Source organism: Actinopolymorpha sp. NPDC004070, assembly GCF_040610475.1.
Taxonomy (GTDB): Bacteria; Actinomycetota; Actinomycetes; order Propionibacteriales; family Actinopolymorphaceae; genus Actinopolymorpha.
Genome location: NZ_JBEXMJ010000005.1, coordinates 33,920 through 59,126 on the forward strand (window position 1 = coordinate 33,920; position 25,207 = coordinate 59,126).

At 72.6% G+C, this 25,207-nt stretch carries 24 protein-coding genes; 13 read left to right on the forward strand and 11 right to left on the reverse strand.

Annotated features, from left to right (window positions below; genetic code table 11):
- The first annotated feature begins 3 nt into the window (after positions 1-3).
- Together ABZV93_RS10910 and ABZV93_RS10915 are read left to right on the forward strand one after the other, a co-directional pair.
- Positions 4-804 carry a hypothetical protein gene (locus tag ABZV93_RS10910; protein ID WP_354933387.1) on the forward strand — a complete coding sequence of 267 codons (801 nt, stop codon included), beginning with the start codon at positions 4-6 and terminating at the stop codon, positions 802-804.
- 173 nt (positions 805-977) lie between these two features.
- Positions 978-2,369 carry a M15 family metallopeptidase gene (locus tag ABZV93_RS10915; RefSeq protein ID WP_354933389.1) on the forward strand — a complete coding sequence of 464 codons (1,392 nt, stop codon included), beginning with the start codon at positions 978-980 and terminating at the stop codon, positions 2,367-2,369.
- 71 nt (positions 2,370-2,440) lie between these two features.
- Here ABZV93_RS10915 and ABZV93_RS10920 read toward each other — a convergent pair whose 3' ends face one another.
- Together ABZV93_RS10920 and ABZV93_RS10925 are read right to left on the reverse strand one after the other, a co-directional pair.
- Positions 2,441-4,567: a prolyl oligopeptidase family serine peptidase gene (locus ABZV93_RS10920; protein ID WP_354933391.1), complete on the reverse strand. Its 2,127-nt coding sequence runs from the start codon at positions 4,565-4,567 to the stop codon at positions 2,441-2,443.
- Between the two features lie 8 nt (positions 4,568-4,575).
- Positions 4,576-5,298 (reverse strand): TetR/AcrR family transcriptional regulator, encoded by a 723-nt coding sequence (locus ABZV93_RS10925; RefSeq protein WP_354933393.1) that lies wholly within the window; start codon positions 5,296-5,298, stop codon positions 4,576-4,578.
- 134 nt (positions 5,299-5,432) lie between these two features.
- Here ABZV93_RS10925 and ABZV93_RS10930 point away from each other — a divergent pair, with 134 nt between their 5' ends.
- Positions 5,433-5,870, forward strand: coding sequence for a YrdB family protein (locus ABZV93_RS10930; protein WP_354933395.1), 438 nt, complete (start codon positions 5,433-5,435; stop codon positions 5,868-5,870).
- On the opposite strand, the gene ABZV93_RS10935 is transcribed toward ABZV93_RS10930, so the two are convergent.
- The 8 genes from ABZV93_RS10935 to ABZV93_RS10970 form a co-directional block, all read right to left on the reverse strand.
- A complete protein-coding gene (locus ABZV93_RS10935; RefSeq protein WP_354933397.1) occupies positions 5,842-6,009 on the reverse strand; it encodes a hypothetical protein in 168 nt (55 codons plus the stop codon). The genes ABZV93_RS10930 and ABZV93_RS10935 overlap by 29 nt on opposite strands.
- Before the next feature lie 51 nt (positions 6,010-6,060).
- Positions 6,061-6,918, reverse strand: a complete 858-nt coding sequence (locus ABZV93_RS10940; RefSeq protein ID WP_354933398.1) for a VOC family protein — start codon at positions 6,916-6,918, stop codon at positions 6,061-6,063.
- Between the two features lie 60 nt (positions 6,919-6,978).
- On the reverse strand, positions 6,979-8,004 hold the full coding sequence (locus ABZV93_RS10945; protein WP_354933400.1) for an aspartate-semialdehyde dehydrogenase: 1,026 nt from the start codon (positions 8,002-8,004) through the stop codon (positions 6,979-6,981).
- 83 nt (positions 8,005-8,087) lie between these two features.
- The gene (locus ABZV93_RS10950; RefSeq protein ID WP_354933402.1) at positions 8,088-8,666 is read right to left on the reverse strand and encodes a hypothetical protein; all 579 of its coding nucleotides are present in this window, start codon (positions 8,664-8,666) and stop codon (positions 8,088-8,090) included.
- Entirely contained in the window at positions 8,663-10,090 is a 1,428-nt protein-coding gene (locus tag ABZV93_RS10955) for a DUF58 domain-containing protein (RefSeq protein ID WP_354933404.1), read from the reverse strand. Before ABZV93_RS10955 ends, ABZV93_RS10950 begins: the two co-directional genes overlap by 4 nt.
- Before the next feature lie 10 nt (positions 10,091-10,100).
- Positions 10,101-11,087, reverse strand: coding sequence for a MoxR family ATPase (locus ABZV93_RS10960; protein ID WP_354933406.1), 987 nt, complete (start codon positions 11,085-11,087; stop codon positions 10,101-10,103).
- Positions 11,084-11,602 (reverse strand): hypothetical protein, encoded by a 519-nt coding sequence (locus ABZV93_RS10965; protein ID WP_354933408.1) that lies wholly within the window; start codon positions 11,600-11,602, stop codon positions 11,084-11,086. Before ABZV93_RS10965 ends, ABZV93_RS10960 begins: the two co-directional genes overlap by 4 nt.
- Entirely contained in the window at positions 11,599-12,420 is an 822-nt protein-coding gene (locus ABZV93_RS10970; RefSeq protein ID WP_354933410.1) for a DUF4129 domain-containing protein, read from the reverse strand. The genes ABZV93_RS10965 and ABZV93_RS10970 overlap by 4 nt, the downstream gene beginning before the upstream one ends.
- Before the next feature lie 250 nt (positions 12,421-12,670).
- On the opposite strand from ABZV93_RS10970, the gene ABZV93_RS10975 reads away from it, so the two are divergent.
- The 10 genes from ABZV93_RS10975 (at position 12,671) to ABZV93_RS11020 (ending at position 24,091) form a co-directional block, all read left to right on the forward strand.
- Positions 12,671-13,615 (forward strand): carbohydrate kinase, encoded by a 945-nt coding sequence (locus ABZV93_RS10975; protein WP_354933412.1) that lies wholly within the window; start codon positions 12,671-12,673, stop codon positions 13,613-13,615.
- A 342-nt stretch (positions 13,616-13,957) separates the two neighbouring features.
- Entirely contained in the window at positions 13,958-15,751 is a 1,794-nt protein-coding gene (locus ABZV93_RS10980) for an ABC transporter substrate-binding protein (protein ID WP_354933414.1), read from the forward strand.
- 330 nt (positions 15,752-16,081) lie between these two features.
- On the forward strand, positions 16,082-16,228 hold the full coding sequence (locus tag ABZV93_RS10985) for a hypothetical protein (RefSeq protein WP_354933416.1): 147 nt from the start codon (positions 16,082-16,084) through the stop codon (positions 16,226-16,228).
- A 3-nt stretch (positions 16,229-16,231) separates the two neighbouring features.
- Positions 16,232-17,485 carry an FAD-dependent oxidoreductase gene (locus tag ABZV93_RS10990; protein WP_354933418.1) on the forward strand — a complete coding sequence of 418 codons (1,254 nt, stop codon included), beginning with the start codon at positions 16,232-16,234 and terminating at the stop codon, positions 17,483-17,485.
- Positions 17,486-17,573: 88 nt separating this feature from the next.
- On the forward strand, positions 17,574-18,371 hold the full coding sequence (locus ABZV93_RS10995) for a glucose 1-dehydrogenase (protein ID WP_354933420.1): 798 nt from the start codon (positions 17,574-17,576) through the stop codon (positions 18,369-18,371).
- Positions 18,372-18,373: 2 nt separating this feature from the next.
- Positions 18,374-19,594, forward strand: a complete 1,221-nt coding sequence (locus tag ABZV93_RS11000) for an enolase C-terminal domain-like protein (protein ID WP_354933422.1) — start codon at positions 18,374-18,376, stop codon at positions 19,592-19,594.
- An 86-nt stretch (positions 19,595-19,680) separates the two neighbouring features.
- Positions 19,681-21,141, forward strand: coding sequence for an AlkA N-terminal domain-containing protein (locus tag ABZV93_RS11005; RefSeq protein WP_354933424.1), 1,461 nt, complete (start codon positions 19,681-19,683; stop codon positions 21,139-21,141).
- Positions 21,138-21,626 carry a methylated-DNA--[protein]-cysteine S-methyltransferase gene (locus ABZV93_RS11010; RefSeq protein ID WP_354933426.1) on the forward strand — a complete coding sequence of 163 codons (489 nt, stop codon included), beginning with the start codon at positions 21,138-21,140 and terminating at the stop codon, positions 21,624-21,626. The genes ABZV93_RS11005 and ABZV93_RS11010 overlap by 4 nt, the downstream gene beginning before the upstream one ends.
- Before the next feature lie 167 nt (positions 21,627-21,793).
- Positions 21,794-22,939 (forward strand): FAD-dependent oxidoreductase, encoded by a 1,146-nt coding sequence (locus ABZV93_RS11015; protein ID WP_354933428.1) that lies wholly within the window; start codon positions 21,794-21,796, stop codon positions 22,937-22,939.
- 105 nt (positions 22,940-23,044) lie between these two features.
- On the forward strand, positions 23,045-24,091 hold the full coding sequence (locus tag ABZV93_RS11020; protein WP_354933430.1) for a lactonase family protein: 1,047 nt from the start codon (positions 23,045-23,047) through the stop codon (positions 24,089-24,091).
- 5 nt (positions 24,092-24,096) lie between these two features.
- Here the strand turns inward: ABZV93_RS11020 and ABZV93_RS11025 are convergent, their stop codons facing one another.
- Entirely contained in the window at positions 24,097-25,140 is a 1,044-nt protein-coding gene (locus ABZV93_RS11025; RefSeq protein ID WP_354933432.1) for an alcohol dehydrogenase catalytic domain-containing protein, read from the reverse strand.
- Positions 25,141-25,207 lie beyond the last annotated feature (67 nt).

Sequence of the window (25,207 nt, forward strand, 5' to 3'; positions counted from 1 at the left end):
CCAGTGCAGCGAACTCGCCAACTCCTCGCCGGCCTGGCCATCGGCGGGCTGACCCTGGCCTGCGGCGCGTGCGGGTCCCCCACGACGGACACGAACAGCGCCGGCGACGGCACCAGGACGGCCCGGCCCACGGCGGACGCGACCGGTGACCACGCAGGTGCCAAGGCAGGCGACAAGGCCACCGAGCCGCCCATGCCCACGCCTCCCGCCACCACCGCCGGACCGCTCACCAGGAAGAACCTCCCCGCCGCCGACCGGCTCGGGTCGGACTTCAAGCCCTACACCGAGCCGGACGCACCTGAGGAGGGGTTCGTCTCCAACGGCCAGCCAGTCCGCCAGCGTGACCCGAAGGAGGTCGCGGCGTCGATCGTCCCGCTGGGCTGCCCCGGCACCGAACGCCTGTCGCCGCTGCCGGTCCCGGCGAACGCGCTGGAGCAGACCTACCGCGCCCCGGGGCGCCAGATCGCGGTGGCGCTGGTCCTCGACTACCGCTCGGAGGCGTCGGCGGCGCGGTTCGTCGACGGACTGGCGGACATCCTGGCCCGGTGCACCAAGCCGTCCGCCAAGACCAAGGCCACGCTCCGCACCGCGCGAACGGTCGCCCAGGTGGACCGGCCGAACGCCGGGACGCTGTTCGACTCGCGGTACGAGGCCGGTCCCGGTGCCGTCCCGGGTCAGTGGGACGAGACCGTCGTGCAGAAAGGCCGACGGGTCGGCATGACCATCGTCCAGCGTGGGACCCGAGAGTCGAGGATCGACCACACCGCACTCGCCGGTTACCTGAGGACGCTCCTCACCCGCTGACCTTCCGCACCGCTGACCCGCGACACCACGACGCGGCGCCCCGACCGGACACCCGGTCGCGGCGCCGCGTTTGGGTTTCCTCCTTTTGCCGTAGGCCGTGCGCAGGGCGTGTCAATCTCCACATGACACGCACCTGACCACAGGTGCCGCATCGCACGTCGGGGGAACAGGCGATGAACGAGGCAATCACGCGTGCCGTCAGCTCCTGGCGGGTGCGCGACAGGCGTCCGGGGAGCATGCCCTCGCTGGTGCTCCTCACCTGTGTGCTGAGCCTGCTCCTGCCGCCGGGTTCGGCACTCGCAGGGAAGGTGCCGAACCCGGCGGCCGCGCCTGCGGCGACTCGGGTGGCTCAGGCGGTGACTCCGGAGGCCGCGATCGAGGCCCGCTACCAGCAGCTGGGCGGCCCCGCCGGCGTGCTCGGACCGGCCACGTCGCCGGTGGTGGCGGTCCCGCGTGGGTACCGCCGCGTCTACGCCCACGGCCACATCTACTACTCCCCGGACACCGGGGCGTGGGAGGTGCTCGAACCCTTCCTCGGCTACTACCTCGGGCTCGGCGCCTCGGCCAGCGCCCTCGGCCTGCCGACCAGCGCGGCCTACACCTCAGGACGCGGCGCCAGGGTGCAGAACTTCTACCACAGCAGGGTCTACTGGACTCCCGGGACCGGCGCGCAGAGCGTCTACGGCCCGACGCTGGCGCGGTATCTCGCCCTCGGCGGATCGGCCGGCTCGATGGGCGTTCCGACGGCCTCCGAACACGCCGGCAAGGTGCCCGGAGTCCGCGTGACGGAGTTCTCCAGCGGACGGATCTGGTACTCCCCCAGCACCGGCGCCCGCGAGATACGCGGCTCGATTCTGGCGAAGTACCTGCGGCTCGGTGCCGAGGCGTCCTGGATCGGCCTACCCACCGCCTACATGCGAGGCACGTCGTACGGCTACCGGCAGGACTTCCAGCGCGCTTCCCTGCAGGCCATCCACAGGCTCAGAGGCGTCTACATCCGGGTGGCCTTCTTCACCTCCGTGCGCACGCCGCGAGCCAGCGACATTCCCTACACCTACCGCAGCGGCTGCCCGGTGCCACCGTCGGGCTTGCGGATCCTCACCCTGCCGTTCCGCAGCTTCGGCGGCGACGACCACCTTGGCCGCATCGTCGTCCGAGCGAGCGTGGTGCCGGCGATCCGCACGGTGTTCATGAACGCCCAGGCCGACTCGTGGGTGATCCGCAAGGTCTACCCGGTCGACAAGTACCGGGGCAGCGACGAGGCCTCGATGGCCGCCGACAACACCTCGGCGTTCAACTGCCGCAAGGTCACCGGCAACCCGTACAAGCTGTCCCAGCACTCCTACGGGAACGCGATCGACATCAACACGTTCGAGAACCCCTACGTCACGGCGAGCCGGGTCTACCCGCCGGGTTCGCAGACCTACCTCGACCGCACCAACGTGCGCCCGGGGATGATCGTGCGCGGCGACGCGGTGGAGCGCACCATGCGCGGGCTGGGCTGGCCGTGGGGTGCCCGCTGGGCCTACCCCGACTACCAGCACTTCTCCTCCAACGGCCGCTGACAGCCCGAAGCGACACCGGTGCGGTCACAGCCGGCACCGGTGTCAACCCAGCCTTGCGTCCCGGCAGGGAGTCAGGACTTCGTGAGCTGCCGCCACAGGAACTCGTACGCGAGTGCGTTGCGGAACGCCAGCTGCTCGTTGTCGGCCGCCGCTCCGTGGCCGCCCTCGATGTTCTCGTAGGACGCCACGTCGTAACCGAGGTCGCGCATCCGGGCGACCATCTTGCGGGCGTGCCCGGGGTGCACGCGGTCGTCGCGGGTGGAGGTCATGAACAGCACCGGTGGGTACGGCTGTCCGGCACGGACGTTCTGGTACGGCGAGTACTTCGAGATGAACGCCCAGTCGCCCTCGTCGTCGGGGTCGCCGTACTCCGCCATCCAGGACGCGCCGGCCAGCAACCGGTGGTAGCGCTTCATGTCCAGCAGCGGGACCTGGCAGACGATCGCACCGAACAGCTCGGGGTAGCGGGTGAGCATGACGCCCATCAGCAGACCGCCGTTGCTGCCTCCCTGGGTGCCCAGCCGGGAGGGCTCGGTGATGCCGCGGGCCACCAGGTCGCGGGCGACGGCCGCGAAGTCCTCGTACGCACGCGGGCGGTTCTCCCGCAGCGCGGCACGGTGCCAGCGCGGGCCGTACTCCCCGCCGCCGCGAATGTTGGCCACGACGTAGGTGCCGCCGCGGGCAAGCCAGGCCCGCCCGGTCGCGGCCTGGTAGCCGGGCAGGTTGGAGATCTCGAAGCCGCCGTAACCGCCGAGCAGGGTCGGCGCGCCGGCGGCAGGCTGCTCCGGGCCGACCACGAAGTACGGCACCTGGGTGCCGTCGTCGGAGGTGGCGAACAACTGCTGCACTCGCAGGCCTTCGGCGTCGAACATCGCCGGCGCCTGCTTGACGGGTTCGAGATCGCCGTCGACCGTGCCGTACCGAAGCGTCGCCGGCTCGGTGTAGCCGCTGGTCTGCAGGAAGAACTCGTCGTTGTCGTGCGGGTCGGTGCCGACCTGCCCCACGCTGCCGAACTCGGGTACGCCGGACAGCGGCCGCCGTGTCCAGCCGGAGTTGACACCCTGCCCGTCAGCGGCCGAGGTCGGCGGGGTGAGTACCTCCAGCCGGCTCTTGACGTCGGACAGCGTGTTGAGGATCAGGTGGTGGCGGGTCCAGGCGGACCCGACCAGCGACGTGTGCTCGTCGGGCTCGAACAGCACTGTCAAGGCGCGGTTGCCCGCCCGGAAGTCCTCGAACGGCGCGGCCAGCAGGGCGCCGGCAGGGTAGGTGGTGCCGTCCACCGTCCACGGTGTGCGGGTGACGACCAGCAGCCAGTCGCGCTCGACGTCGACCTCGGCGTCGTTGGGAACGTCGATCCGCTCAAGGTCAGCACCGTCGGCACCGGTGCGCAGGTAGGTCTCGCCGCTGTAGAACTCGATCCGGCGCCGGACGAAGTCGCGTTCGTACCCCTCGGTCGAGTCGTGCCCGGCGAACGCGAGAACGTCGTCGGGCTTGCCCTCGAAGACGGTCTCCGCCTCCGCCAGCGGTGTACCGCGCCGCCATTCCTTCACCACGCGGGGGTAGCCGGACGAGGTCAGCGAGCCGGGCCCGAAGTCGGTGCCGACGTAGATGCGGTCGGCGTCGATCCAGCCGACGAAGCTCTTCGCCTCCGGCAGCTGGAAGCCGTCCTCGACGAAGGTGCGGGTCTGCAGGTCGAACTCGCGGACGACGGTCGCGTCCGCGCCGCCGCGGGACAACTCCACCAGTGCCAGCCGCAGCTCGGGGCGCAGCACCGGCGCGCCCTTCCACACCCAGCTCTCGCCCTCGTCGGCGGCGAGCCGGTCGACGTCGAGGAGCACCTCCCACTCGGGGTGGTCGGTGCGGTAGGACTCGAGCGTGGTCCGCCGCCACAGGCCGCGCGGGTGGTCGGCGTCCTGCCAGAAGTTGTAGAGCAGACCACCGCGGCGGGCGACATAGGGGATCCGGTCGTCGGAGTCGAGCACCTCCCGGATCTGCGTACGCAACTCCTCGAACCGCTCTCCGGTGGCGAGGCCGGCAAGGGTCTCGTCGTTGCGTTCGCGCACCCAGGCCAGGGCCTCCTCACCGGTGACGTCCTCCAGCCACAGGTGGGGGTCGGCCTCCTGCCCAGGCACGGAGGACCCGGGGGACGCGGAGGCTGCGGGCTGCTGGTCGTCGGCGGGCCGGGCGGCGTCAGTCATACCGGCCATTATGTCCGGGCGTCCAGCCCCACCACGTGGGCCATGAGATCGACGGAGGTGGCGAAGAACGGCGCGTCGTCGGTGAACCCGCCCTTCAGGTGGCCGAAGAGTTCGAGGCTGACCGCGCCGAAGACCTGGGTCCAGGCGATCACCGACCGCACGAGGACCGCGTCCGGAAGCTCCTCCAGCCCGGTCGCCGCGGCCAGATGGGCGGCCTGCTCGGCCATCCGCGCCGACAGGGCCGGAACCTCACCGCCCGGCTCACGGAGCGCACCGGCCGCCCACGCGTCGCGGACCACGCGCAGCAGGAGGTACGGCAGCCGGGTGCCCGCCTCGACCGTCTCCTCCGGCGCGGCGTATCCGGGGACGGGCGAGCCGTAGACGAGGGCGTACTCGTGCGGGCTGGCGTGTGCCCAGTCGCGGACGGCGTGGCAGATCGCCCGCCAGCGGCCGAGGTGGTCGTCGCGGGGCACCTTCGCCTGTGCCGCCTCGGCCCGGTCGGCAAGTGCGGCGTACGCGTCGACGATCAGTGCCGTGAGCAGGGCGTCCCGGCTGGGGAAGTAGCGGTACAGCGCCGAGGACGCCACCTCGAGTTCGCGGGCCACCGCGCGCATGGACAGCGCGGCGGCACCCGACTCGGCGATCTGCCGGCGGGAGATGTCCAGGATGTCGCGGGTGAACGCGGCCCGCGCACGCTCACGCGGACCGGCCTTGGTTCTGGTCGTGGGCACGGCAGGAGTCTGCCACATTCGCGAGCAGCGTTCACTTTCGAGAGCGCCGCTCTTGACAGCATCCACCCCGGGGAGGACAGTGCTCTCAGACGAGAGCAGCGCTCACTACACCGTACGAGAAGACGAGGACCACCATGGCCAACGGCATCGCGGCGAACGGCATCACCACGGCGGTCGCCTGGATCAACCTCGCCGCCGTCTTCGCGCTCGAACTCGCCGCGCTCGGCGCCCTTGGCTACGCGGCGTCGCGCGGCGGCGCGCCGCTGGCGGTGCGCATCGCCCTCGGCGTCGGGGTCCCGCTCATGGGTGCGGTGTTGTGGGGACTGTTCGCGGCACCGAACGCGACGGTCCGGAACGCGGCGATCGCGGTCGCGGTGAAGGTGCTTGTGTTCGGCGGCGCCACGATCGGGCTGGTCCTCACCGGCCACCGGTTCCTCGGCGCGGGGTTCGCAGCGGTGGTCGTCCTCACCGCCGTACTGGCGCACGTCCTCCCGACGCCCGCAGCCGCGACCGAGGCGACGAGCCCGGTGCCCGCGGCGGGCGTCAGCCGTGCCGCAGAAACGCGACCATGAGCAGGCACGGGTTACCCGGCCAGACTCCGTGGAGTTCCTCCAGCGGCTGGAACCCCATCGCCCGGTAGAACTCCCGGGTGCGGGCGTACCCCTCGTGCGGATGGCTCGGGCCCAGCGTCTTGACCTGCAGCAGGCGCACGCCCTCACCCGTGAGGTCGCCGTGGGGCAGGCGGAGAAAGCGGCGGCGGCCTCAGACTCCGGGCACCGGGCCGGCCAGCCGGAACGAGATCCCGGCCGGATCCGCCACGCAGGCCAGCCGGCCGTGCGGGCTGTCCCAGGGTTCGCGCTCGACCCGGCCGCCCTGCCGGCGCACATTCCCGACCGCCTCGTCGGTGTCGGCGACCGCGAAGTACGTGATCCACTGCGGCTCGGACTCGGCGGTCTGCCGCCGGCTGCACACCTCTTGCCCGCCGGCCTTCCACACGGTGACGCCCGCGTCGGCAGGCGTCTGCGCGTCGTAGTCGAAGACCGCGCGGTAGAAGGCGTCGGCGACGGCGCCGTCGGGGGTGGCGAGTTCGTTCCAGGTGACCGCGCCCGGGTCGCCCCACAGCCCGGCGCCGGTGTGGCCGCGCCCTTGCCACAGGCCGAACGTCGCGCCGGTCGGGTCCGCGACGAACGCCATCCGCCCGCTGTCGCCCACGTCGACCGGCTGCACGATCACCTTGCCGTCGTGCTGGGCGGCGACCCGGGCCGCGGCGTCCACGTCCGGCGTGGCGAAGTAGACGTTCCACATCGGCGGTGCGCCGTCGCCCGGCTGCGGCGGCATCAGCGCGGCGACCGGGATGTCGTTCAGCAGGCACATCGTGTAGTGGCCGTGGTCGCGGCCCTGGTCGGCGAAGGCCCAGCCGAAGACCGAGCCGTAGAAGCGGCGCGCCACCTCCATGTCGGGCACTGTCGCGTCCACCCAGCAGGGGCTGCCCACGGCGAAACTGCTCGGCTTGACCACGGTCTCCCCCTCGACCGACCCGCGGCGGCCGGCACGGGCGTGCGGCCACCACCAGCGTCGCACCGGAAGCGGAAGCCCCAGGCCCGGAACGCGAGCCGTCACCCTGTACGGACGACGGGCGTTCCGGGCGAACCGCCCGAAACCGGCTCAGCCGACTCGGACTCAGCCGAGCCGGGCGGCCAGCAACTCGGTGATCTGCACCGTGTTGAGGGCGGCACCCTTGCGCAGGTTGTCGTTGGAGACGAACAGCGCCAGGCCGTGCTCGACCGTGGGGTCGCGGCGCACCCGGCCGACGTACGCCGGGTCCTGACCGGCGGCGAGCAGCGGCGTGGGCACGTCGGCCACCACCACGCCGGGGGCCGCGGCCAGCAGCTCCAGTGCCCGGGCGGGGGTCAGCTCGCGCTCGAACTCGGCGTTGATCGACAGCGAGTGGCCGGTGAAGACCGGGACCCGCACGCAGGTGCCGGAGACGGGCAGGTCCGGGATGTCCAGGATCTTCCGGCTCTCGTTGCGCAGCTTCTGCTCTTCGTTGGTCTCGTCGCTGCCGTCGTCGACGATGCTGCCGGCCAGCGGCAGGACGTTGAACGCGATCGGCTGGGCGAACTGCGAGGGCGGCGGGAAGTCGACCGCGGCGCCGTCGAAGGTGAGGGCCGCGGCGTTGCCGGCGGTCTTGCGTACCTGCTCGTCGAGCTCGGTGACGCCACTGCCGCCCGCACCGGACACCGCCTGGTAGGTGCTGACGATCAGCCGGCGCAGCCCGGCCGCGTGGTGCAACGGCGACAGAACGGGCATCGCGGCCATCGTGGTGCAGTTGGGGTTGGCGACGATGCCCTTCGGGATCGACGCCAGCGCGTGCGGGTTGACCTCGGAGACGACCAGCGGCACCTCGGGGTCCATCCGCCAGGCCGAGGAGTTGTCCACCACGACCGCGCCGTCGGCGGCGACCTTCGGCGCCAGCTGCTTCGACGTGGCCGCTCCGGCGGAGAACAGCACGACGTCCAGACCGGCGTACGACGCGGTCTCGGCGTCCTCCACGATCACCTCGCCGCCCAGCCACGGGAGCGCCCGCCCCGCCGACCGGGCGGAGGCGAAGAAGCGCACCTCCTCGACCGGGAAGCTCGCCTCGGCCAGCAACTGCCGCATGACCCCACCGACCTGGCCGGTGGCTCCCACTACTCCAACGCGCATAGTCGAAAGGCTACGAGGTCGCTCCCGGGCGCCGCACGGCGGTTTCGCAGAGTGGGACCGAGCCGCCCGGGGCGCCCGCGCGGTCACTCACCGGATCGGGGTGCGCGAGCGTAGGCGACCACGCCCACCACGAACAGGGCGAGGAGTACGCCGAGCACCGGGATCGCCACCGTCGGCGCGACCGGAAGGCGGCCGGCCACTCCGAGGGCGAGAGCGGCGACCAGCGCGGTGCCGGCGACCGTCGCCGCCCACCGCGTCAGCCAGCGGCGCAGGACCGACGGGGCGACCACCGCGTCCAGCGGGAGGACAGCCGCGAGCGCGCTGCCGGTGTGGTGGAGGTACGCCATGGCGGCCAGCGCGACCAGCGCCCACCAGGATCCCGCGGAGTCGAACGCCGTCGTACGAACCAGCCAGCCCGCCATGACGAGCAGCTCCAGCGCCAGCACGGCCCAGGTGCCCGGCAGCACGGCCGGTACCAGTGCCAGTGCCGCGCAGATCAGCAGCGACAGCGGTCCGAGGACAGCCGTCGGCGAGACGAGTACGAGCGCCACGAAGCCGGCCACCGCGACCACGCCCCGCACCAGCAGGGCGCCGCGCCGCACCCGGCGCACGGCGTCGCCGGCACCGCCCAGCGCGTCCCGCAGCATTCCCGCGTAGCTCATCGGGGTGCCGCCGCTCGCCGGGAGACGTCGCGCAGCGCCTGGTCGAGGGAGCCGGCTCCGGCCCAGGTGACGGTGGGTACGCCGTGTTCGAGAAGCTGGGCGACGGTGTTGCGGCGTTCCAGCCGCCACAGCCCGAACGCCACCGGCGTCCAGGGGTTCTCCCGGTCCGGCCGGGCCGAGTCGGGCAGGGTGTCGACCGCGAGCACGGTCCGGCCGCTGCGCGCCAGCCGCGCCAGCAGCGCCACGCTGCGCCGGTCGAGCAGCGGCGTGAGGACCACCAGCAGCGCCTGCTGCGGCAGGATCTGCCGGGCGAAGATCCCGGCCGCCGGGTCGTGCGGACCCTCACCCGCCCGGATGGCCAGCAGCCACTCCAGCGCGGCGACGAAGTGCCGGCCGGAGCCGACGCGCAGGGCACGGTTGCGCCCGCCGTACTCCAGCAGCCGCACCCGGTCGCCGCGGCCGAGGTAGTGCTGGGCGATCCCCGCGGCGGCGCGCACCGTCGTGTCGAGCACGCTCGGCGCGCCGTCGATCCCCTCCGAGCGGCCGGCCTCGTGGAGTACGTCGAGGACGAGCACGAGTTCGGCGTCGCGGTCGGAGAGGGTCTGGGCGACGTGGAGTTCGCCGGTACGCAGGGACGCCCGCCAGTCGATCCGCCGCAGCCGGTCACCGGGTGCGAACTGGCGGATGCCGGCGAGCTCGCCGCCCTCGCCGAACCGCCGGGACCGGTGTACGCCGACCAGGCCGGCGGCGTTCGGCATCGCCTCGTCGGCGGCGAACGGCTCGGTGCGCGGGAACACGCGTACCGCAAGGGAGTCCGAGGCCACCGGGGCGCAGGTCAGCAGGGCGTCGCAGGCGGCAGCGCGCACCCGCACGGGTGGAACGACGTAGCGGCCCCAGCGGGCGAGCTGCCCGGTGAGGGTGAACCGCGTACCCGCGCCGGCCGGCACCGCGGCGGCGAGGGTGCGGGCCCGGGTGCGGTCGCGCAGCCAGGGCGGTTGCTCGCGTTGCACCAGGGCGACGTCGTAGGCGGCCGCGTCGGCGCGTACGTCGACCAGGACGTGCAGGTCGGCACCCTCCACCAGGTCACCGGCCCCGGCCGGGCTCGCGCCGTTGCCCGAATTCGTGCCGGCCACCGGATTCGTGCCGGCCAAGGGGTCCACACCCTCGGCGGCACCGACCCGGACGACGGGCAGTCCCCGCGGCCTGCGCAGCAGAGCGGCCGACGTACCCACCGCGAACGGCGTGGCGAGCACCACCAGGTCCACCCGGCCGGTGAGCACGGCGGCCACCAGCAGCGCGAGCGTGACCACCAGCGCCCGGCGCAGTGCCGGCGTCGGCGACCAGCCCGGTGAGCCGTCGACAGCTCCGGGCGCGAGGACGCCCCGAAAGGCGGCCGACAGGCGATCCGGAAGGGAGATCCGCACGTCGTCCCGTTCAGCCCGTGTAGGTCGGCAGGGCCGCGCTCGCCGGTGCCGGAACGGTCGCCAGCGCCTCTGCCACCACCTGGGCCGGGTCGATCCGCTGCAGCCACATCTCCGGGCGCAGCGTGATCCGGTGGGCGAGGGCGGGTACGACGACGTCCTTCACGTCCTCGGGCACCACGAAGTCGCGGCCGGCGAGCACCGCCTTCGCCCGGGCCAGCAGCAACAGCGCCAGCGATCCCCGCGGCGAGGCGCCCACCAGCACCCGCTGGTCGGCGCGGGTCGCGCGGACCACCTCGACGACGTACCGGCCGATGGAATCCTCGACCGCGACGTCCTCCAGCGACCGCTGCATGGCCACCAGCGTCGGCGGGTCGACCACGGCGGCGACCTGCGACTCCTCCTGCCGGCGCGACATCCGGCGGCGCAGGACGTCGAACTCCTCCTCCGACTCCGGGTAGCCGAACGACACCCGCAGCAGGAACCGGTCCAGCTGCGCCTCCGGGAGCGGGTAGGTGCCCTCGTACTCGATCGGGTTCGCGGTCGCCAGGACGTGGAACGGCGTCGGCAGCAGGTGGGTGTCGCCCTCGACCGAGACCTGGCGTTCCTGCATCGCCTCCAGCAGCGCGGCCTGGGTCTTCGGCGGCGTGCGGTTGATCTCGTCGGCCAGCAACAGGTTGGTGAACACCGGACCGCGCCGGAACGTGAAGTCGTGGGTGCGCTGGTCGTACAGCGACGAGCCGGTCACGTCGGCCGGCAACAGGTCGGGGGTGAACTGGATGCGCCGGAACTCCACGCCCAGCGCCTGCGCGAATGTCCGCGCGGTGAGCGTTTTCCCCAACCCTGGAAGGTCTTCCAGCAGTACGTGCCCACCGGACAGGATGCCGGCGAGAACGAGTTCGAGCGCCGCGCGCTTGCCGACCACGACACCCGAAACGGCGTCAAGTACCTGTTGACAGCGCTCGCTCACGGTCGGAATCGGCAACTCTGGTTGGCTCACAGGTCCTCCACCTCGGCGATGACGGCGGCCAGCTCCCCCGGCGAGGGCGGCCGGCGGGGTTGGGTGGTGGTGAGCAGATCCCACACCCGGGCGCCCACCAACTCCCGGCTGCGGTCGGGTTGTTCTTCCCGGGTCACACCGTGCCCGACGCGCAGCCGCTCGTCGACCACCGCGGCGATCGCGGGACGAACGACGCGCTCGTAGTAGTCGCGGTCGCCGCGCATCAGGTCCAGTCGTTCCTCCCAGCGGCGGACGTCGGCGAACGGCCGGTCTGGTACGCCGTACACCGTGGCGGAGGTGTCCTCGCGCACCAGCGCCCGCCCGGCCGGCGGCGGGGTGAAGGCGCGGGTGAGCAGCCGGCCGAGGACGACGACGAGCACCACGGCGAGACACAGCGCGTACGGAACCCGGGCGTGGAACACGAGCACGAGCAGGGCGTACGCAAGGCCGGCGGCCACCGCGGTGATCGCGAGCCCGCGCAGCACTCCCGGCAACCGCCGCGCCCACCCGTTCACCGGACCACGTCCTGCGCGTCCGCGCCGCTGGTCGAGGCAGACGCGTCGGCGCTGCGGGTCGAGGCGGACACCTCCGAAGCCACGTCGGCAGACACGTCGGCAGCCGGGCCGGCGGCGAGCTCGGCGCGCAGCCGGCCGAGTGCCTCCCGTGCCTGGGTACGCATCGACTCCTCGACCTCGGCCGGTGCGTACCTCGCCTTCCGGTACAGGTCCGCGCATCCGCGCAGCACCGCCGCGCTGACCTGGTGCGCGGCCAGCATCCTGGCCACCAGGTCACCGGGGGTGTCGGCCGGTGCCCGCGGTGTGCCGGCGGCCGCGGCCGCCGCCTCCAGCCGCAGCCAGCAGGCGATCACGGCCCGGCGCGGGTCGGTTCCGTCGTCGTCCAGGTCCTCGATGCCGGCGTCCACCGCGGCCCGCAACCGCTGCCCGGTCTCGTCCTCGACCTCCACCGGCAGGGGGGACACATCCACGTCCTCACGGTCCCGTGGGCGCCGGTGCCGCAGGTAGAGCCGCACGAGGTGGACCACCAGCACGACGAGCGCGGCCAGCAGGAGTACGCCGAACACCGCCGGCACCCACGCCAGCCATCCCGGAACGGACACCGACGGTGGCGCGGTGCTGACCGTCGGCGTCGGCGCCGCGGTCGGCCCGGCCGTCGGCGGCGGTGGAGGAGTCACCACCCGCTGCCCGCGGCCGGGCAGCGGCAGCCCGGTGACCTCCGGACCGGACATCGCGGCCACCACGACCAGCAGGCCGAGCAGCCCGACGACGGCGACCACCGGCAGGACACGGCGTACGATCGCGCCGACGTCGCTCACCACCGATCGCCTCGTCCCTTTCGCGCTGGTCCCTCCGCCGCGCCGGAGCCTGTCACACCGGAGCCTGCCGATCCCCGACCTCGGGGTCCGTCCTGCGTTCAGACCCTAGGGTGTGAACACAGCAGGGACGAGGGGCGCCCGCGTGCGGGGTCCGCCATCGGCCGCCGGGCAGAGCCGACTGGCCGCCCGGTGCCCGCCCGAAGTGGCGGTGCGAGATGCTGGCACTCCCCCGAACCGCAGGAGACGACACGTGATCACGGTCATCGGCGAGGCTCTCATCGACCTGGCGGGCGACGACCAGGGCGTCTTCCACGCCAGGCCCGGCGGCGCGCCGTTCAACGTCGCGGTCGGACTGGCCCGGCTCGGCGTTCCGACGGCCCTGCTGGCCCGGCTGTCGCAGGACTCCTTCGGCGACCGGTTGCGCGCCCACCTCGCCGACAACGGCGTGTCGACGCGGTACGCCGTGTCCGCGAGCGAGCCGACCACGCTCGCGTTCGTGTTCCTGGACCCGCACGGCTCGCCGAGGTTCGAGTTCTACTGCAACGGCACCGCCGACTGGCAGTGGACCGCGCAGGAGCTGCCCGACCCGTTCCCCGACGAGGTGACCGCGGTGCACACCGGTTCGCTGGCCCTCGCACTCGAGCCGGGCGCGAGCGTGCTGGAGAAGCGGCTCGCCCGCGAGCACGACCGCGGCGCGGTGACCATCAGCCTCGACCCCAACGTGCGGCCGCACCTGCAGCCGGACCGGGACGCCGCCCGCTCTCGGGTCGAGGCCCAGCTCGGCTCCGCGCACCTGGTGAAGGTCAGCGCGGACGACCTCGCGTACCTGTATCCCGGCACCGCCCCGGCCGACGTCGTACGCCGGTGGTGCGAACGCGGCCCGGCACTGGTCGTGGTGACCCTGGGCCCGGACGGCGCGTTCGCCGCCGGCCCGGCACAGCCGAGGGTGGACGTCACCGCTCCGGTCGTGTCGGTCGTGGACGCGGTGGGTGCCGGCGACGCGTTCAGCGCGGCACTGCTCGCGGGGCTGTACGACCACGACCTGCTCGCCACTCTTCGCCGGCCGCGGCCGACGCTGCCGGAGGACACCCTGCGCGCCCTGCTGACCCGGGCGGGCACCGCCGCCGCGCTCACCTGCACCCGTCCGGGTGCCGACCCGCCGCGTGCCGACGAACTCGCCGACGTCATTCTCTGAACGTTCGACGGCCGCGACGGACGTCGCGGCCTCCACATCTCGAACGCTGCTTGAGGTCCCGCCACGTTCCCCTCGCTGCCCGAGCTCTCGCGTACGCCATCACATCGATGAACAAGCGTGCCCGATTCGTGACCGTCGACCACCCGTGCGCCGCCTATCGTTCCAACCGGCCTGATCGACAGCGTCGCCCGAAACACCTGCGTCAACACCGGCCTCGACGCATCGACGGCATCGCAAACGCATGGCGCACCATCGGCAGCAACGGCATTTCCACATCGACGGGTGAGCGACGTCTGCGTCCGGCCGAGTGGGCAGTGGCCGCGGACAGGGAGTGGGATGGCAATGCGATACAGGAGGGTGGTGGCGGTCGCCGGGGCACTCGCCCTGGGCCTGACCGCCTGCGGCGGCGGAGCTTCTCCGTCGGAGCGAGCAGCCCAGCAGGACAAGGGAAAGCAGAACGAGTCGCCGGCGACTCCGCGGGGCTCGGGGTTCCAGGTGGTCGAGGACGCCAACGCCAAGGCCCCGGCCAAGGACATCGCCGGCGCGCAGAAGGGCGGCACCGCGACGATCCTCACGGTGCAGGCGCCGGAGACGTTCGACCCGACACGTTCGTACTACATCGACACCCTGTCGGTGGCGCGGCTGACGATGCGCACCCTCACGGCGCTGGAACTCCGGGCGGACGGGAAGTACTACCTGGTCCCGGACCTGGCCACCGACCTGGGCCAGCACAACGCGGACTTCACCGAGTGGACGTTCCACCTCAAGGACGGGCTGAAGTACGAGGACGGCTCCCCGGTCAAGGCCCAGGACGTCGCGTACTCGGTGAAGCGATCCTTCGCCACCGAGGAGCTTCCGGGCGGGCCGACGTACCAGCAGAGCTACTTCCTCGACGGCTCGACCTACAAGGGCCCGTTCAAGTCCAAGGCCAAGGGTGGCGGACTGGACTACCCGGGCGTGTCCACCCCTGACGACAAGACCGTCGTAATGAAGATGGGCAAGCCGTTCCCGGACCTCGCCTACTACGCGACGTTCCCGGTGTTCACGCCGATCCCGCAGGCCAAGGACACCAGGGACGCCTACGGCAACCACCCGTTGGCGACCGGGCCCTACAAGTTCGACACGTACCAGAAGGGCAAGCGCCTGGTCCTGGTCAAGAACGACCAGTGGGATCCCCAGACCGACCCGGTGCGCCACCAGTACGTCGACAAGTACGACTTCAAGTACGGCCAGAACCCGATCAAGCTGCAGGAGCAGCTGATCGCCGACAACGGCCCGGACCAGACCGCGATCACCTACGACGGTGTCGACTCCTCGCTGCTGCCCAAGATCCAGGGCAAGGAGCCGGAGAAGCGGATGATGACCGGTGACGGTACCTGCACCGACTTCATCTACCTGGACACCCGGCGGATCCCGCTCGAGGTACGCAGGGCGCTGATCACGGCGTGGCCGTTCGACTCGCTGCACAAGACCGGCGGCGACAGCCCGTTCACCTACGTTCCGGCGACCACCATCCTTCCCCGCGTCACGCCGGGCTTCGTCAAGTACGACCTGTTCGGCAACGGCGGCAAGGGTGACGGTGACCCGGCCAAGGCCAAGAAGATGCTGGAGAAGGCCGGCAAGCTCGGCTTCGACGTCGTGTGGGCCTACTCCAACGACAACGACATCTCCGCACAGGTCTCCGCTGTCCGGGCGCAGAAGCTGAAGGCGGCGGGCTTCAGGACCACCGCCATTCCGATGCCCCGCGACCAGGTGCGGGCGGAGTTCGAGAACCCGAAGTCGAAGATCAACATCCGGCCGCTGGGCTGGTGCCTGGACTGGCCGTCGGGCACGACGGTGTTCCCGGCCATCTTCGACGGCCGGCTGATCGCCCTCAACCCCAACGCCGCACCGAACAAGTCCTTCCTGAACGCGAAGGACATCAACGCCGAGATCGACCGGATCTCCGGACTGCCGCTGAAGCAACAGCAGGCGGAGTGGCCGAAGCTCGACAAGATGATGATGCAGAAGTACGCCCCCATCATCCCGGTCGACTACAGCAAGACGAACTTCCTGTACGGCTCCAAGCTCGGCGGCGTCGTCCTCGACCCGTTCAGCGGCGGGCCCGACTTCACCAAGCTGTTCGTCAAGCAGTAGCCGCCAAGCAGTAGCCGTCAACCTGCGACTGCACCTCGCAAGGAGCGGTTTCCTCCATGGACGCGGTGGTGGTGAGCGCGCGGGCTCGCCACCACCACGTCGCACGAGCCGGGCAACCACTCGGCCACGTTTCGCAACGAATCCTTGACACGGTGTGGGAGTGGCAAAGCGTTCGCTTCGGTCGGTGCTCGTCCACAGTGCGTCCGGCGTTCGGGGACCGCGTTTTGGTAACGTCCTGCACAGTCATCGCATTGCTGGCATCGTTCTTGTCGAGAACCGGCGCGATCAGAACCGGCGGCGATCGGGGACAGCATGGACTGGAAAGTAGTCGTGGCGATTGTCGTCGCGGGGTTCGTCTGTCTGATGATCCTGTCCATGATCATCGGGGCTGTGCGCAGCACCCGTGGCGGTCTGGACTGGGACCACACCGCCGACAGTGGTTTCCGCCCGTGGGACGAACAGAACCGCGAAGACTGACCCATGCCGGAACCGACCGTCTGCGTCGCCGGGGGTGGGCCCGCCGGAGTGATGCTGGGACTGCTGCTGGCCAGGGCCGGTGTGCGGGTGACTGTGCTGGAGAAGCACGCCGACTTCCTTCGTGACTTCCGCGGCGACACCGTTCACCCGTCGACGCTGGAGGTGCTCGCCGAACTCGGCCTGGCGGATCGCCTGGAGGAGATACCACACCAACGGGTCGTGCGTGCCGGGTTCGAGAGCGGCGGCCGCCGGGTCGACATCCTGGACCTGAGACGCCTGCGGGTGCGCCACCCCTACATCGCGCTCGTGCCGCAGTGGGACTTCCTGGAGCTGCTCGCCGCCGCGGCCTCGGCCTACCCGGAGTTCGAGCTGCGCCGCGAGGCGGAGGCGTACGACCTGGTGGTCGAGCACGGCCGGGTGGTGGGCGTCCGTTTCCGCGACCGAGGCGCCGACGGACGTGGCGACCCCGAAGGCGACCACGTCCTGCGCGCGGCGCTCACTGTCGCCGCCGACGGCCGGCACTCCACGCTGCGGCGGGCGGCGGGCCTCGCCCCCCGCGCGTTCGGCGCACCCATGGACGTGGTGTGGTTCCGGCTGCCCTGGGCCGAGGGCGACTCCGCGGCGCGGGCGCTGACGTTCAGGTTCGGTCCGGGCCGGGCGGCGGTCACCATCCCCAGGCGGACGTACTGGCAGATCGCCTACCTCATCAGCAAGGGCGGCTTCGAGGACCTGCGCGCCCAGGGCATCGACGCGCTGCGCCGCGGCGTGGCGCAGACGGTGCCGTTCCTCGCCGACCGGGTGGGTGAGCTGCGAAGCTTCGACGACACCAGCGTGCTCGAGGTCCGGATGGACCGGCTGCGGCGGTGGTACCGGCCCGGCCTGCTCGCGATCGGCGACGCCGCGCACGCCATGTCGCCGGTGGGTGGGGTGGGCATCAACCTCGCCATCCAGGACGCCGTGGCCGCCGCCAACCTGCTCGTTCCGTCCCTGCGGGCGGCGCAGCGGTCCGGCGTTCCGGTCCCCGACCGCGCGCTGGCCGCCGTCCAGCGCCGCCGGCAGCTGCCGACCGCGGTCACCCAGGCGTTGCAGCGGGCGGTGCAGACGTTCGGGCTCAACCGCGCGCTGCGCTCGGACCACGCGGACGGATCGCCGCCGCGGATCCTGCCGGTCTGGCTGGCGCCGGTGCTGCGCCGGCCGATGAGCCGGTTCGTCGGTCTCGGCGTACGACCAGAACACGTCCGGACCCGGCCGGAGTGACCGGGCGGCGCCCGCCACACCGTCCTGCATCCTCCGTACGCCGTTAGGGTCGGTCCTGCGGATCAGGGCCGACGGCGGGAGGACGCGCATGGGTGAGTTCACGGGCAAGGTGGCCCTGGTCGCGGGCGGCGGCTCCGGCATCGGCCGCGCGGTCACCGAACTCCTCGCCGCCGAAGGTGCCACCGTGGTCGTCGCCACGAACGTCGAGGACCACGTCCGCGCCCTGCGCGAGGAGCTGGCCGGCACACCGGGCGAGGTCAGCGCGTCGGTTGTCGACGTCACCCGCGCCGACGACGTGCGCGGGTTCGTCGACGAGGCGGCCGAGCGGTGCGGCGGGATCGACGTCCTGGTCAACTCCGCTGGTGTGCAGCGGTACGGCACCGTCGAGGAGACCTCGGAGGAACTGTGGGACGAGGTGCTCGCGGTCAACCTCAAGGCGATGTACCTCACCGCGAAGTACGCCGTACCCCACCTGCGTGCCCGTGGTGGCGGGTCCATCGTCAACGTCGCGTCGGTGCAGGCGTACGTCACCCAGGACCGGGTTGCCGCCTACGCCGCGTCCAAGGGCGGCATCCTCGCGCTGACCCGGGCGATGGCCGTCGACCACGCCCGCGACGGCATCCGCGTCAACGCGGTCTGCCCCGGCTCGGTCGACACCCCGATGCTGCGCTGGTCGGCCGACCTGTTCCGCGGGGACCGGGACACCGAGGACGTGCTCGCCGACTGGGGCCGCAGCCACCCGATCGGCCGGATCGCCAAGCCGGCCGAGGTGGCCGAGCTGGTGGCGTTCCTCGCCGGCGACCGGTCGTCGTTCGTCACCGGCGCCGACTACCGCGTCGACGGCGGCCTGCTCGCCATGGCTCCCGTCGTCCTCCCGGGGAAGTAGCCATGCGGATCACCGACCTGCGCGCCACCACCGTGACCGTCCCGCTGGAGGCGCCGCTGCGGCACTCCAACGGCGCGCACTGGGGACGGTTCGTCCGCACGATCGTCGAGGTGGACACCGACGAGGGCATCACCGGCCTGGGCGAGATGGGCGGCGGCGGGCAGGGTGCCGCGCTGGCGTTCGCGGGGCTGCGGCCGTACCTCCTCGGGCACGACCCGTTCGCGCTGGAGGAGCTGCGGTTCAAGATCGCCAACCCCACCGCGTCGCTCTACAACAACCGCACCCAGCTGCTCGCGGCGATCGAGTTCGCCTGCCTGGACATCGTGGGCAAGGCGCTCGGCACACCCGTGTACAACCTGCTCGGCGGCAAGGTGCGCGATCGGGTCCCCTTCGCGAGTTACCTGTTCTTCCGGTACGCCGACGCCCACAGCGGGATCGGTGAGGTGCGTACGCCGGACCAACTGGTCGAGCACGCGCTCGCCCTGAGGGCCGCACACGGCTTCACCACCCACAAGCTGAAGGGCGGCGTCTACCCACCGGCGTACGAGCTGGAGTGTTACCGCGCCCTGGCCGCGGCGCTGCCCGGCGACCGGTTCCGCCACGACCCCAACTGCGCGCTGTCGGTGGAGGAGGCGATCCGGTTCGGCCGGGCGATCGAGGACCTTGACAACGACTACTACGAGGACCCGACCTGGGGATTGAACGGCATGCGCCGGGTGCGCGAGGCGGTCCGCGTTCCGCTGGCCACCAACACCGTCGTGGTCAACCCCGAACAGCTCGCCACCAACCTGCGCGACCCCGCGGTCGACACGATCCTGCTGGACACGACGTTCTGGGGCGGGATCCGGGCGTGCGTGAAGGCGGCGAACGTGTGCGAGACGTTCCAGCAGTCGGTGGCCGTGCACTCCTCCGGCGAGCTCGGCATCCAGCTGGCGACGATGCTGCACCTCGGCGCCGTACTCCCGGCGCTGACGCTGGCCGCCGACGCCCACTACCACCACCTCACCGACGACGTGCTGGCCGGCGGGAAGCTGCCGTACGCCGACGGCGCGATCGCGGTGCCGGACGGGCCGGGGCTCGGCGTCACCCTCGACCGCGACCGGCTGGAGCGCTACGCCGAGCTGTACCGCGAGCTCGGCGACTACCCCTACGACCGGGACCCCGGCCGGCCGGACTGGTACCCGCTGGTGCCCAACGACCGCTGGGCAGACCCCCGCCGGTAGGCGCTGCCCCGCACGGGCCCGGCGCCACGCCGAGGTCCGATTCCCGCTAGCCCAGGGCCGGCTTCCGTGCCAGTGTCGTACCCGTGATGCCGTCCTTCGAGCAGTGCTACCGAGCCGTGGAGTCGCGCGATCCCCGCTTCGACGGCTGGATCTACATCGCCGTCACCTCCACCGGCATCTACTGCCGCCCGAGTTGCCCCGCGACCACCCCGAAACGGCAGAACGCGCGGTTCTTCCCGACCGCCGCGGCCGCCCAGGACGCGGGGTTCCGCGCCTGCCGGCGGTGCCGCCCCGACGCCGTGCCGGGTTCGCCGGAGTGGGACCTGCGGGCCGACGTCGCCGCCCGGGCCATGCGGCTCGTCGACGACGGGCTGGTCGAGCGCGAGGGAGTCGCCAGCCTGGCCGCCCGGCTCGGCTACACCACCCGCCACCTCGGCCGGCTGCTGTCCGCCGAGCTCGGAGCCGGCCCGCTCGCGCTGGCCCGCGCCCGCCGGGCCCACACCGCCCGGCTGCTGCTGGAGACCACCGACCTGCCGATCACCGATGTCGCGTTCGCCGCGGGGTTCGGCAGCGTGCGCCAGTTCAACGACACGATCCGCGCGGTGTTCGCGGCCACGCCCGGCGACGTCCGGCGGGCCGGCCGGCGGCAGGAGCCGACCAACGGCGCGGTCACGCTGCGGCTTCCCTACCGCCCGCCGTACGACGCCGAGGCCGGCCGGCGCTACCTCGCCGACCGGCTCGTCCCCGGCCTGGAGGAACTCGACGGCACCACCTACCGCCGGGCGGTGCGCCTGCACCACGGCACGGGAGTTCTGTCGCTCACTCCCGCCGACGGCTACGTCCGCTGCGAGCTCCACCTGGAGGATCTGCGCGACCTCGGCCCGGCCGCGGCCCGGTGCCGCCGGCTGCTGCACCTGGACGCCGACCCGGCAGGGATCAGCGACGCGCTCGGCGCCGACCCGCTGATCGGCCCGCTGGTCCGCGCCCGCCCGGGGCTGCGGGTGCCGGGCAGCGTGGACGCGTTCGAGACCGCTGTCCGCGCGATCGTCGGCCAGCAGGTGTCGGTGGCGGCGGCCCGGACGGTCGTCGGCCGGATGGTCTCGGCGTACGCGGACCCACTGCCCCACCCCGTCGGGACGCTGACCCACAGCTTCCCCGCACCCGCAGCCCTGGCGGAGGCGGGCACCCTGCCGATGCCGGCCGCCCGAACCCGCACCGTCACCGCGCTGGCCCGCGCGGTCGCGGGCGGCGACCTCGACCTCGCGCCGGGCGCGGACCGGGCCGAGGTGGAGGCCGGGCTCCTCGCGCTGCCGGGGGTGGGACCCTGGACCGCGGCGTACGTCGCGCTGCGCGGGCTCGGCGACCCGGACGCGTTCCCCGGGACCGACCTCGGCATCCGCCGATCACTGGTCGCCCTCGGCGTACCCGACCGGCCGGCCGAGATCGCCGCCGTCGCCGACCGCTGGCGGCCGCTGCGCAGTTATGCCGCACAGCACCTGTGGACCGTCGTCCCGGCGGCCATGCGTACGGAAGGACAGGCCGCATGACCTCCCACACCTGCACGATCGACTCCCCCGTCGGCGCGCTCACCCTCCGCTCGAACGGCACCCACCTGACCCAGCTGCACTTCACCGGCGACGCACCCCTGGACCGGGGCGACCTGGACGACGACCCGGTGCTGGCCGCCGCGGTCGAGCAGCTGACCGCCTACTTCGCGGGCGAACGCACCGACTTCGACCTGCCGCTGGAGCCGGGCGGTACGGCGTTCCAGCGCCGGGTGTGGGCCGCGCTGAGGGAGATCCCGTTCGCCGAGACCGAGACGTACGGCGAGCTGGCCCGGCGGATCGGCTCGCCCACCGCGTCCCGCGCGGTCGGTGCGGCGAACGGGCAGAACCCCATCGCCATCGTCGTGCCCTGCCACCGCGTGGTGGGCGCCAACGGCAAGCTCGTCGGGTTCGGCGGCGGGGTCGACCGCAAGGTCGTCCTGCTGGAGCGGGAGGCGAAGGTCCGCCTCGAACGCGACTTCGGCTGATCGGCGACTTCCCGGGACGAGCGTCCGCACATCGCAGGCCCACCGGCGGCGTTCACGGGCCGACCGGCCGGACCGATGACTGATACGGGCAGGACACCGTGGCCGAACCCAGCCAGGTTCCCGAAGCCGGGCGTGAGCGCGGGCCCCTCGTGCCAGAGTGAATTCTCATGCGGGTGGTGGTGATCGGCGGGGGCATCGTCGGGGCGAGTGCGGCGTACCACCTTGCCGACCGCGACGTCGAGGTCGTCCTGGTCGACCGGGCCGACCCCGGGCGGGCCACCGACGCCGGCGCCGGAATCGTCGCACCCTGGCTGTCGCGGTCGACCGCCGATCCGGACGCCTTCCGGCTGTACGTCGCCGGCGCCTGCTACTACCCCGAGGTCCTCGCCCGGCTGGCCGACGACGGCGAAACCGACACCGGCTACGCACCGGTCGGTGGCGTGCAGGTCGACGCCGACGAGGACAACCTGGCCGCGACGTACGAACTCACCCGCGAGCGCGCCGCGACGATCCCCCAGGTGGGAACGGTCAGCCGGTTGTCGCCCGCCGAGGTGCGCAGGTTGTTTCCCCCGCTGCACCCGGACCTGGCGGCGGTTCACGTGAGCGGCGGCGGCCGGGTCGACGGCGCCCGGATGCGCGACGCGCTGACCCGCGCGGGCGCCCGCCGTGGCGTGCGGTTCGTCACCGGGTCGGCCCGGCTGCTGCTGGTCGACGGGCGGGTCGGCGGCGTGCACCTGGGCAACGGCGCAGGTGAGGACGGCGGCAACGGCAAGGCCGGCACGATCATCGGCTCCGACGCGGTGGTGGTCGCCGGGGGCGCCTGGTGCGGCGAACTCCTCGAACCGGCGGGCGTCAAGCTCGCCCTGGCACCGCAGAAGGGCCAGATCGTCCACCTGTTGCTGACCGGCGCCGACACGTCCGCGTGGCCGGTCGTGCAGCCGCCCGGCGGGCACTACCTGCTGGCGTTCCCGGACGGTCGGGTGGTGGTCGGCGCGACCCGGGAGACGGGTTCGGGCTACGACCACCGGGTCACCGCCGCGGGCATGCACGAGGTGCTGAACTCCGCGCTGACGGTCGCGCCCGGCCTCGCCGACGCGCGCGTGCTGGAGACCCGGGTCGGGTTCCGGCCCAGCAGCGAGGACGGACTGCCGTTGCTCGGGTGCGTCCCCGGGATCGAGGGACTGGTGCTGGCCACCGGCCTCGGCGCCACCGGACTGACCGCGGGCCCCTACACCGGTGCGGTCGCCGCCGCGCTCGCGGTCGGCGAGCATCCGGGCATCGACCTGACGGCGTACGATCCACTGCGCCGGTGACCACCCGACCACGATGTGGCACACGGATCGGCACTGTCAGCGACTACCGATAGGTTCGAGCACGGTTCGCCCCACCTCGACAGCGCAGTCACTTCGGAGGTAATCGTGGACGGCATCCGCAGGTTCTACATCGGCTCGTTCACCAAGGACGCGGGCGGGGAGGGCACCGGCATCAGCCTGGCCCACCAGGACGTGTCGACCGGTGCGCTCAGTCTCGTCGACGTGGTGGCACAGACGACGTCTCCGGCCTTCCTGGCCTGGCATCCCGACGGCACCCGTCTCTACGCGGTGAACGAACGCGGCGACGCCTCCGTCACCGCCTACGCCGTCCGCGCGGACGGCGGCCTGCGTGAGCTCAACACCGAGCCCACCGGCGGCAACGGCGCGTGTCACCTGACCGTGCACCCGTCCGGCCGGTTCCTGCTCACCGCCAACTACGGCAGCGGCCACCTGTCGGTGCACCCGATCCGGCCCGACGGCTCACTCGCCGAACGCTCCGACCTGATCCAGCACGAGGGGTCCGGCCCGCGCACCGACCGGCAGGAGGGCCCGCACGCCCACCACATCCGGGTCGACCCGAGCGGCGGGCACGTGCTGGCCGTCGACCTCGGCTTGGACGCCGTGCTGACCTACACCCTCGACCTCGACGCCGGGACGCTCGCGCCCGGACCGGTGGCCGACACCGCACCCGGGGCGGGGCCGCGGCACCTCGCGTTCGGTCCCGACAACCTCGTGCACGTGGCCGGTGAGCTGGACTCCACCGTCACGACGTACGTCCTCGACCCGGCGACCGGCGCGCTCACCCACCAGGGTGTGGCGCCGTCGACCTTCGCCTCGGCGCCGGACGACAACTACCCCTCCGAGATCGGGATCAGCGACGACGGGCGCATGCTCTACGTCGCCAACCGCGGGCTGGACGTCATCGGCGCACTGTCGGTGCAGGGTGGCCGGGTCAAGCCGGTCGCCGACGTGCCGACCGGAGGGGCATGGCCGCGGCACCTGATGGTGGCCGGGCAGCACCTCTATGTCGCCAACGAGCGCTCCCACCAGGTCACGCACTTCGTCCTGGACCCGGCGACCGGGGTGCCGGAGCAGGCCGACGACGTGCTGGAGATTCCCAGCCCCGCCTGCGTCCTGCCCGCCCCGCAGTAGGCCGGTCAGCCGGCCACGCCGGACGGGAAGACGAGCACCTTGCTGGAGCCGTCCTTGCCCTCGGCCAGCGCCCGGAACGCCGACGGCGCGTCGGCCAGGCTGACCCGGCCCTCGACCAGGCGGGCCAGCTCGGCCGGCCCGTCGGCGACCCAGGCGGCCGTGCTGGTGAAGTCCTCGCGGGTGTAGCAGTAGCTGCCCACCACCGTGCGCTCGGCGATGCTCACCGCGTACGCCGACAGGGTGACCTGCGGCTCGTGCATGCCCACCAGCACCACCCGCTCGCCCTCGCCGGCCACCGTCAGCGCGTCACCCAGCGACCGCGACGAGCCCACCGCGTCCACGACCAGGGTGGGGTCGGCGACGCCGGCCTCGGCGAGGGTGTCCGCCAGCGGCGCGGCCGCCGGGTCCACCGCCGTCAGCCCGATGTCGGCGAGCAGCGCCCGGCGTCCGGGGTGCGGCTCGGACACGGTGATCCGGCCGGCGCCCAGCCGCCGGGCGGCCAGCGCGCAGGCCTGCCCGATCGGGCCGCCGCCGACCACCAGCACGTTGTCGTCGGGTCCGCAGCTGCCGCGGACCATCGCGTGGTAGCCGACCGTGAGCGGCTCCACCAGCGCGCCGTACTCCTCCGGCATGCTCGCAGGGAGCGCGACGGCGTTCGCTGCCGGCACCACCATCAGTTCGGCGAACGCCGCGCTGATCGCGGGCGCCACCCCGATGATCTGTTTGGTCGGGCAGCGGTGGTCCTGCCCGGCTCGGCAGGCGTCGCAGGTGCCGCAGGCGAGCACCGGGTGCACGGTCACCAGCGCACCCTCGGTCAGCCGCGCCGACGCCGGCACGTCGGGACCGACGGAGACCACCCGGCCCACCGTCTCGTGTCCCATCACCTGGCCGGGGAACCGCCGGCCGTTCTCACCGGTGTAGCCGTGCAGGTCCGACCCGCAGATGCCGGTGGACACCACACCGACCACGACCTCGCCCGGACCCGCCACCGGGTCGGGCCGCTCCTCGACCGCGAGGTCCCACGGACCACGAAAAACGAGTGCACGCACCGGACGCCTCCCCACGTTGAACGATCCCCGCACCATACTCAGGCACCCGCGGCGACGGCACCGCCGC

Bases quoted from the DNA above. Each gene is read 5' to 3' on its own strand.
- ABZV93_RS11000 (WP_354933422.1), top strand. From the start codon at position 18,374: ATGCGGATCACCGACCTGCGCGCCACCACCGTGACCGTCCCGCTGGAG.
- ABZV93_RS10995 (WP_354933420.1), top strand. From the start codon at position 17,574: ATGGGTGAGTTCACGGGCAAGGTGGCCCTGGTCGCGGGCGGCGGCTCC.
- ABZV93_RS11015 (WP_354933428.1), top strand. From the start codon at position 21,794: ATGCGGGTGGTGGTGATCGGCGGGGGCATCGTCGGGGCGAGTGCGGCG.
- ABZV93_RS10945 (WP_354933400.1), bottom strand. From the start codon at position 8,004: ATGCGCGTTGGAGTAGTGGGAGCCACCGGCCAGGTCGGTGGGGTCATG.
- ABZV93_RS10990 (WP_354933418.1), top strand. From the start codon at position 16,232: ATGCCGGAACCGACCGTCTGCGTCGCCGGGGGTGGGCCCGCCGGAGTG.
- ABZV93_RS10930 (WP_354933395.1), top strand. From the start codon at position 5,433: ATGGCCAACGGCATCGCGGCGAACGGCATCACCACGGCGGTCGCCTGG.
- ABZV93_RS10980 (WP_354933414.1), top strand. From the start codon at position 13,958: ATGCGATACAGGAGGGTGGTGGCGGTCGCCGGGGCACTCGCCCTGGGC.
- ABZV93_RS10915 (WP_354933389.1), top strand. From the start codon at position 978: ATGAACGAGGCAATCACGCGTGCCGTCAGCTCCTGGCGGGTGCGCGAC.
- ABZV93_RS10950 (WP_354933402.1), bottom strand. From the start codon at position 8,666: ATGAGCTACGCGGGAATGCTGCGGGACGCGCTGGGCGGTGCCGGCGAC.
- ABZV93_RS10920 (WP_354933391.1), bottom strand. From the start codon at position 4,567: ATGACTGACGCCGCCCGGCCCGCCGACGACCAGCAGCCCGCAGCCTCC.
- ABZV93_RS11010 (WP_354933426.1), top strand. From the start codon at position 21,138: ATGACCTCCCACACCTGCACGATCGACTCCCCCGTCGGCGCGCTCACC.
- ABZV93_RS11005 (WP_354933424.1), top strand. From the start codon at position 19,681: ATGCCGTCCTTCGAGCAGTGCTACCGAGCCGTGGAGTCGCGCGATCCC.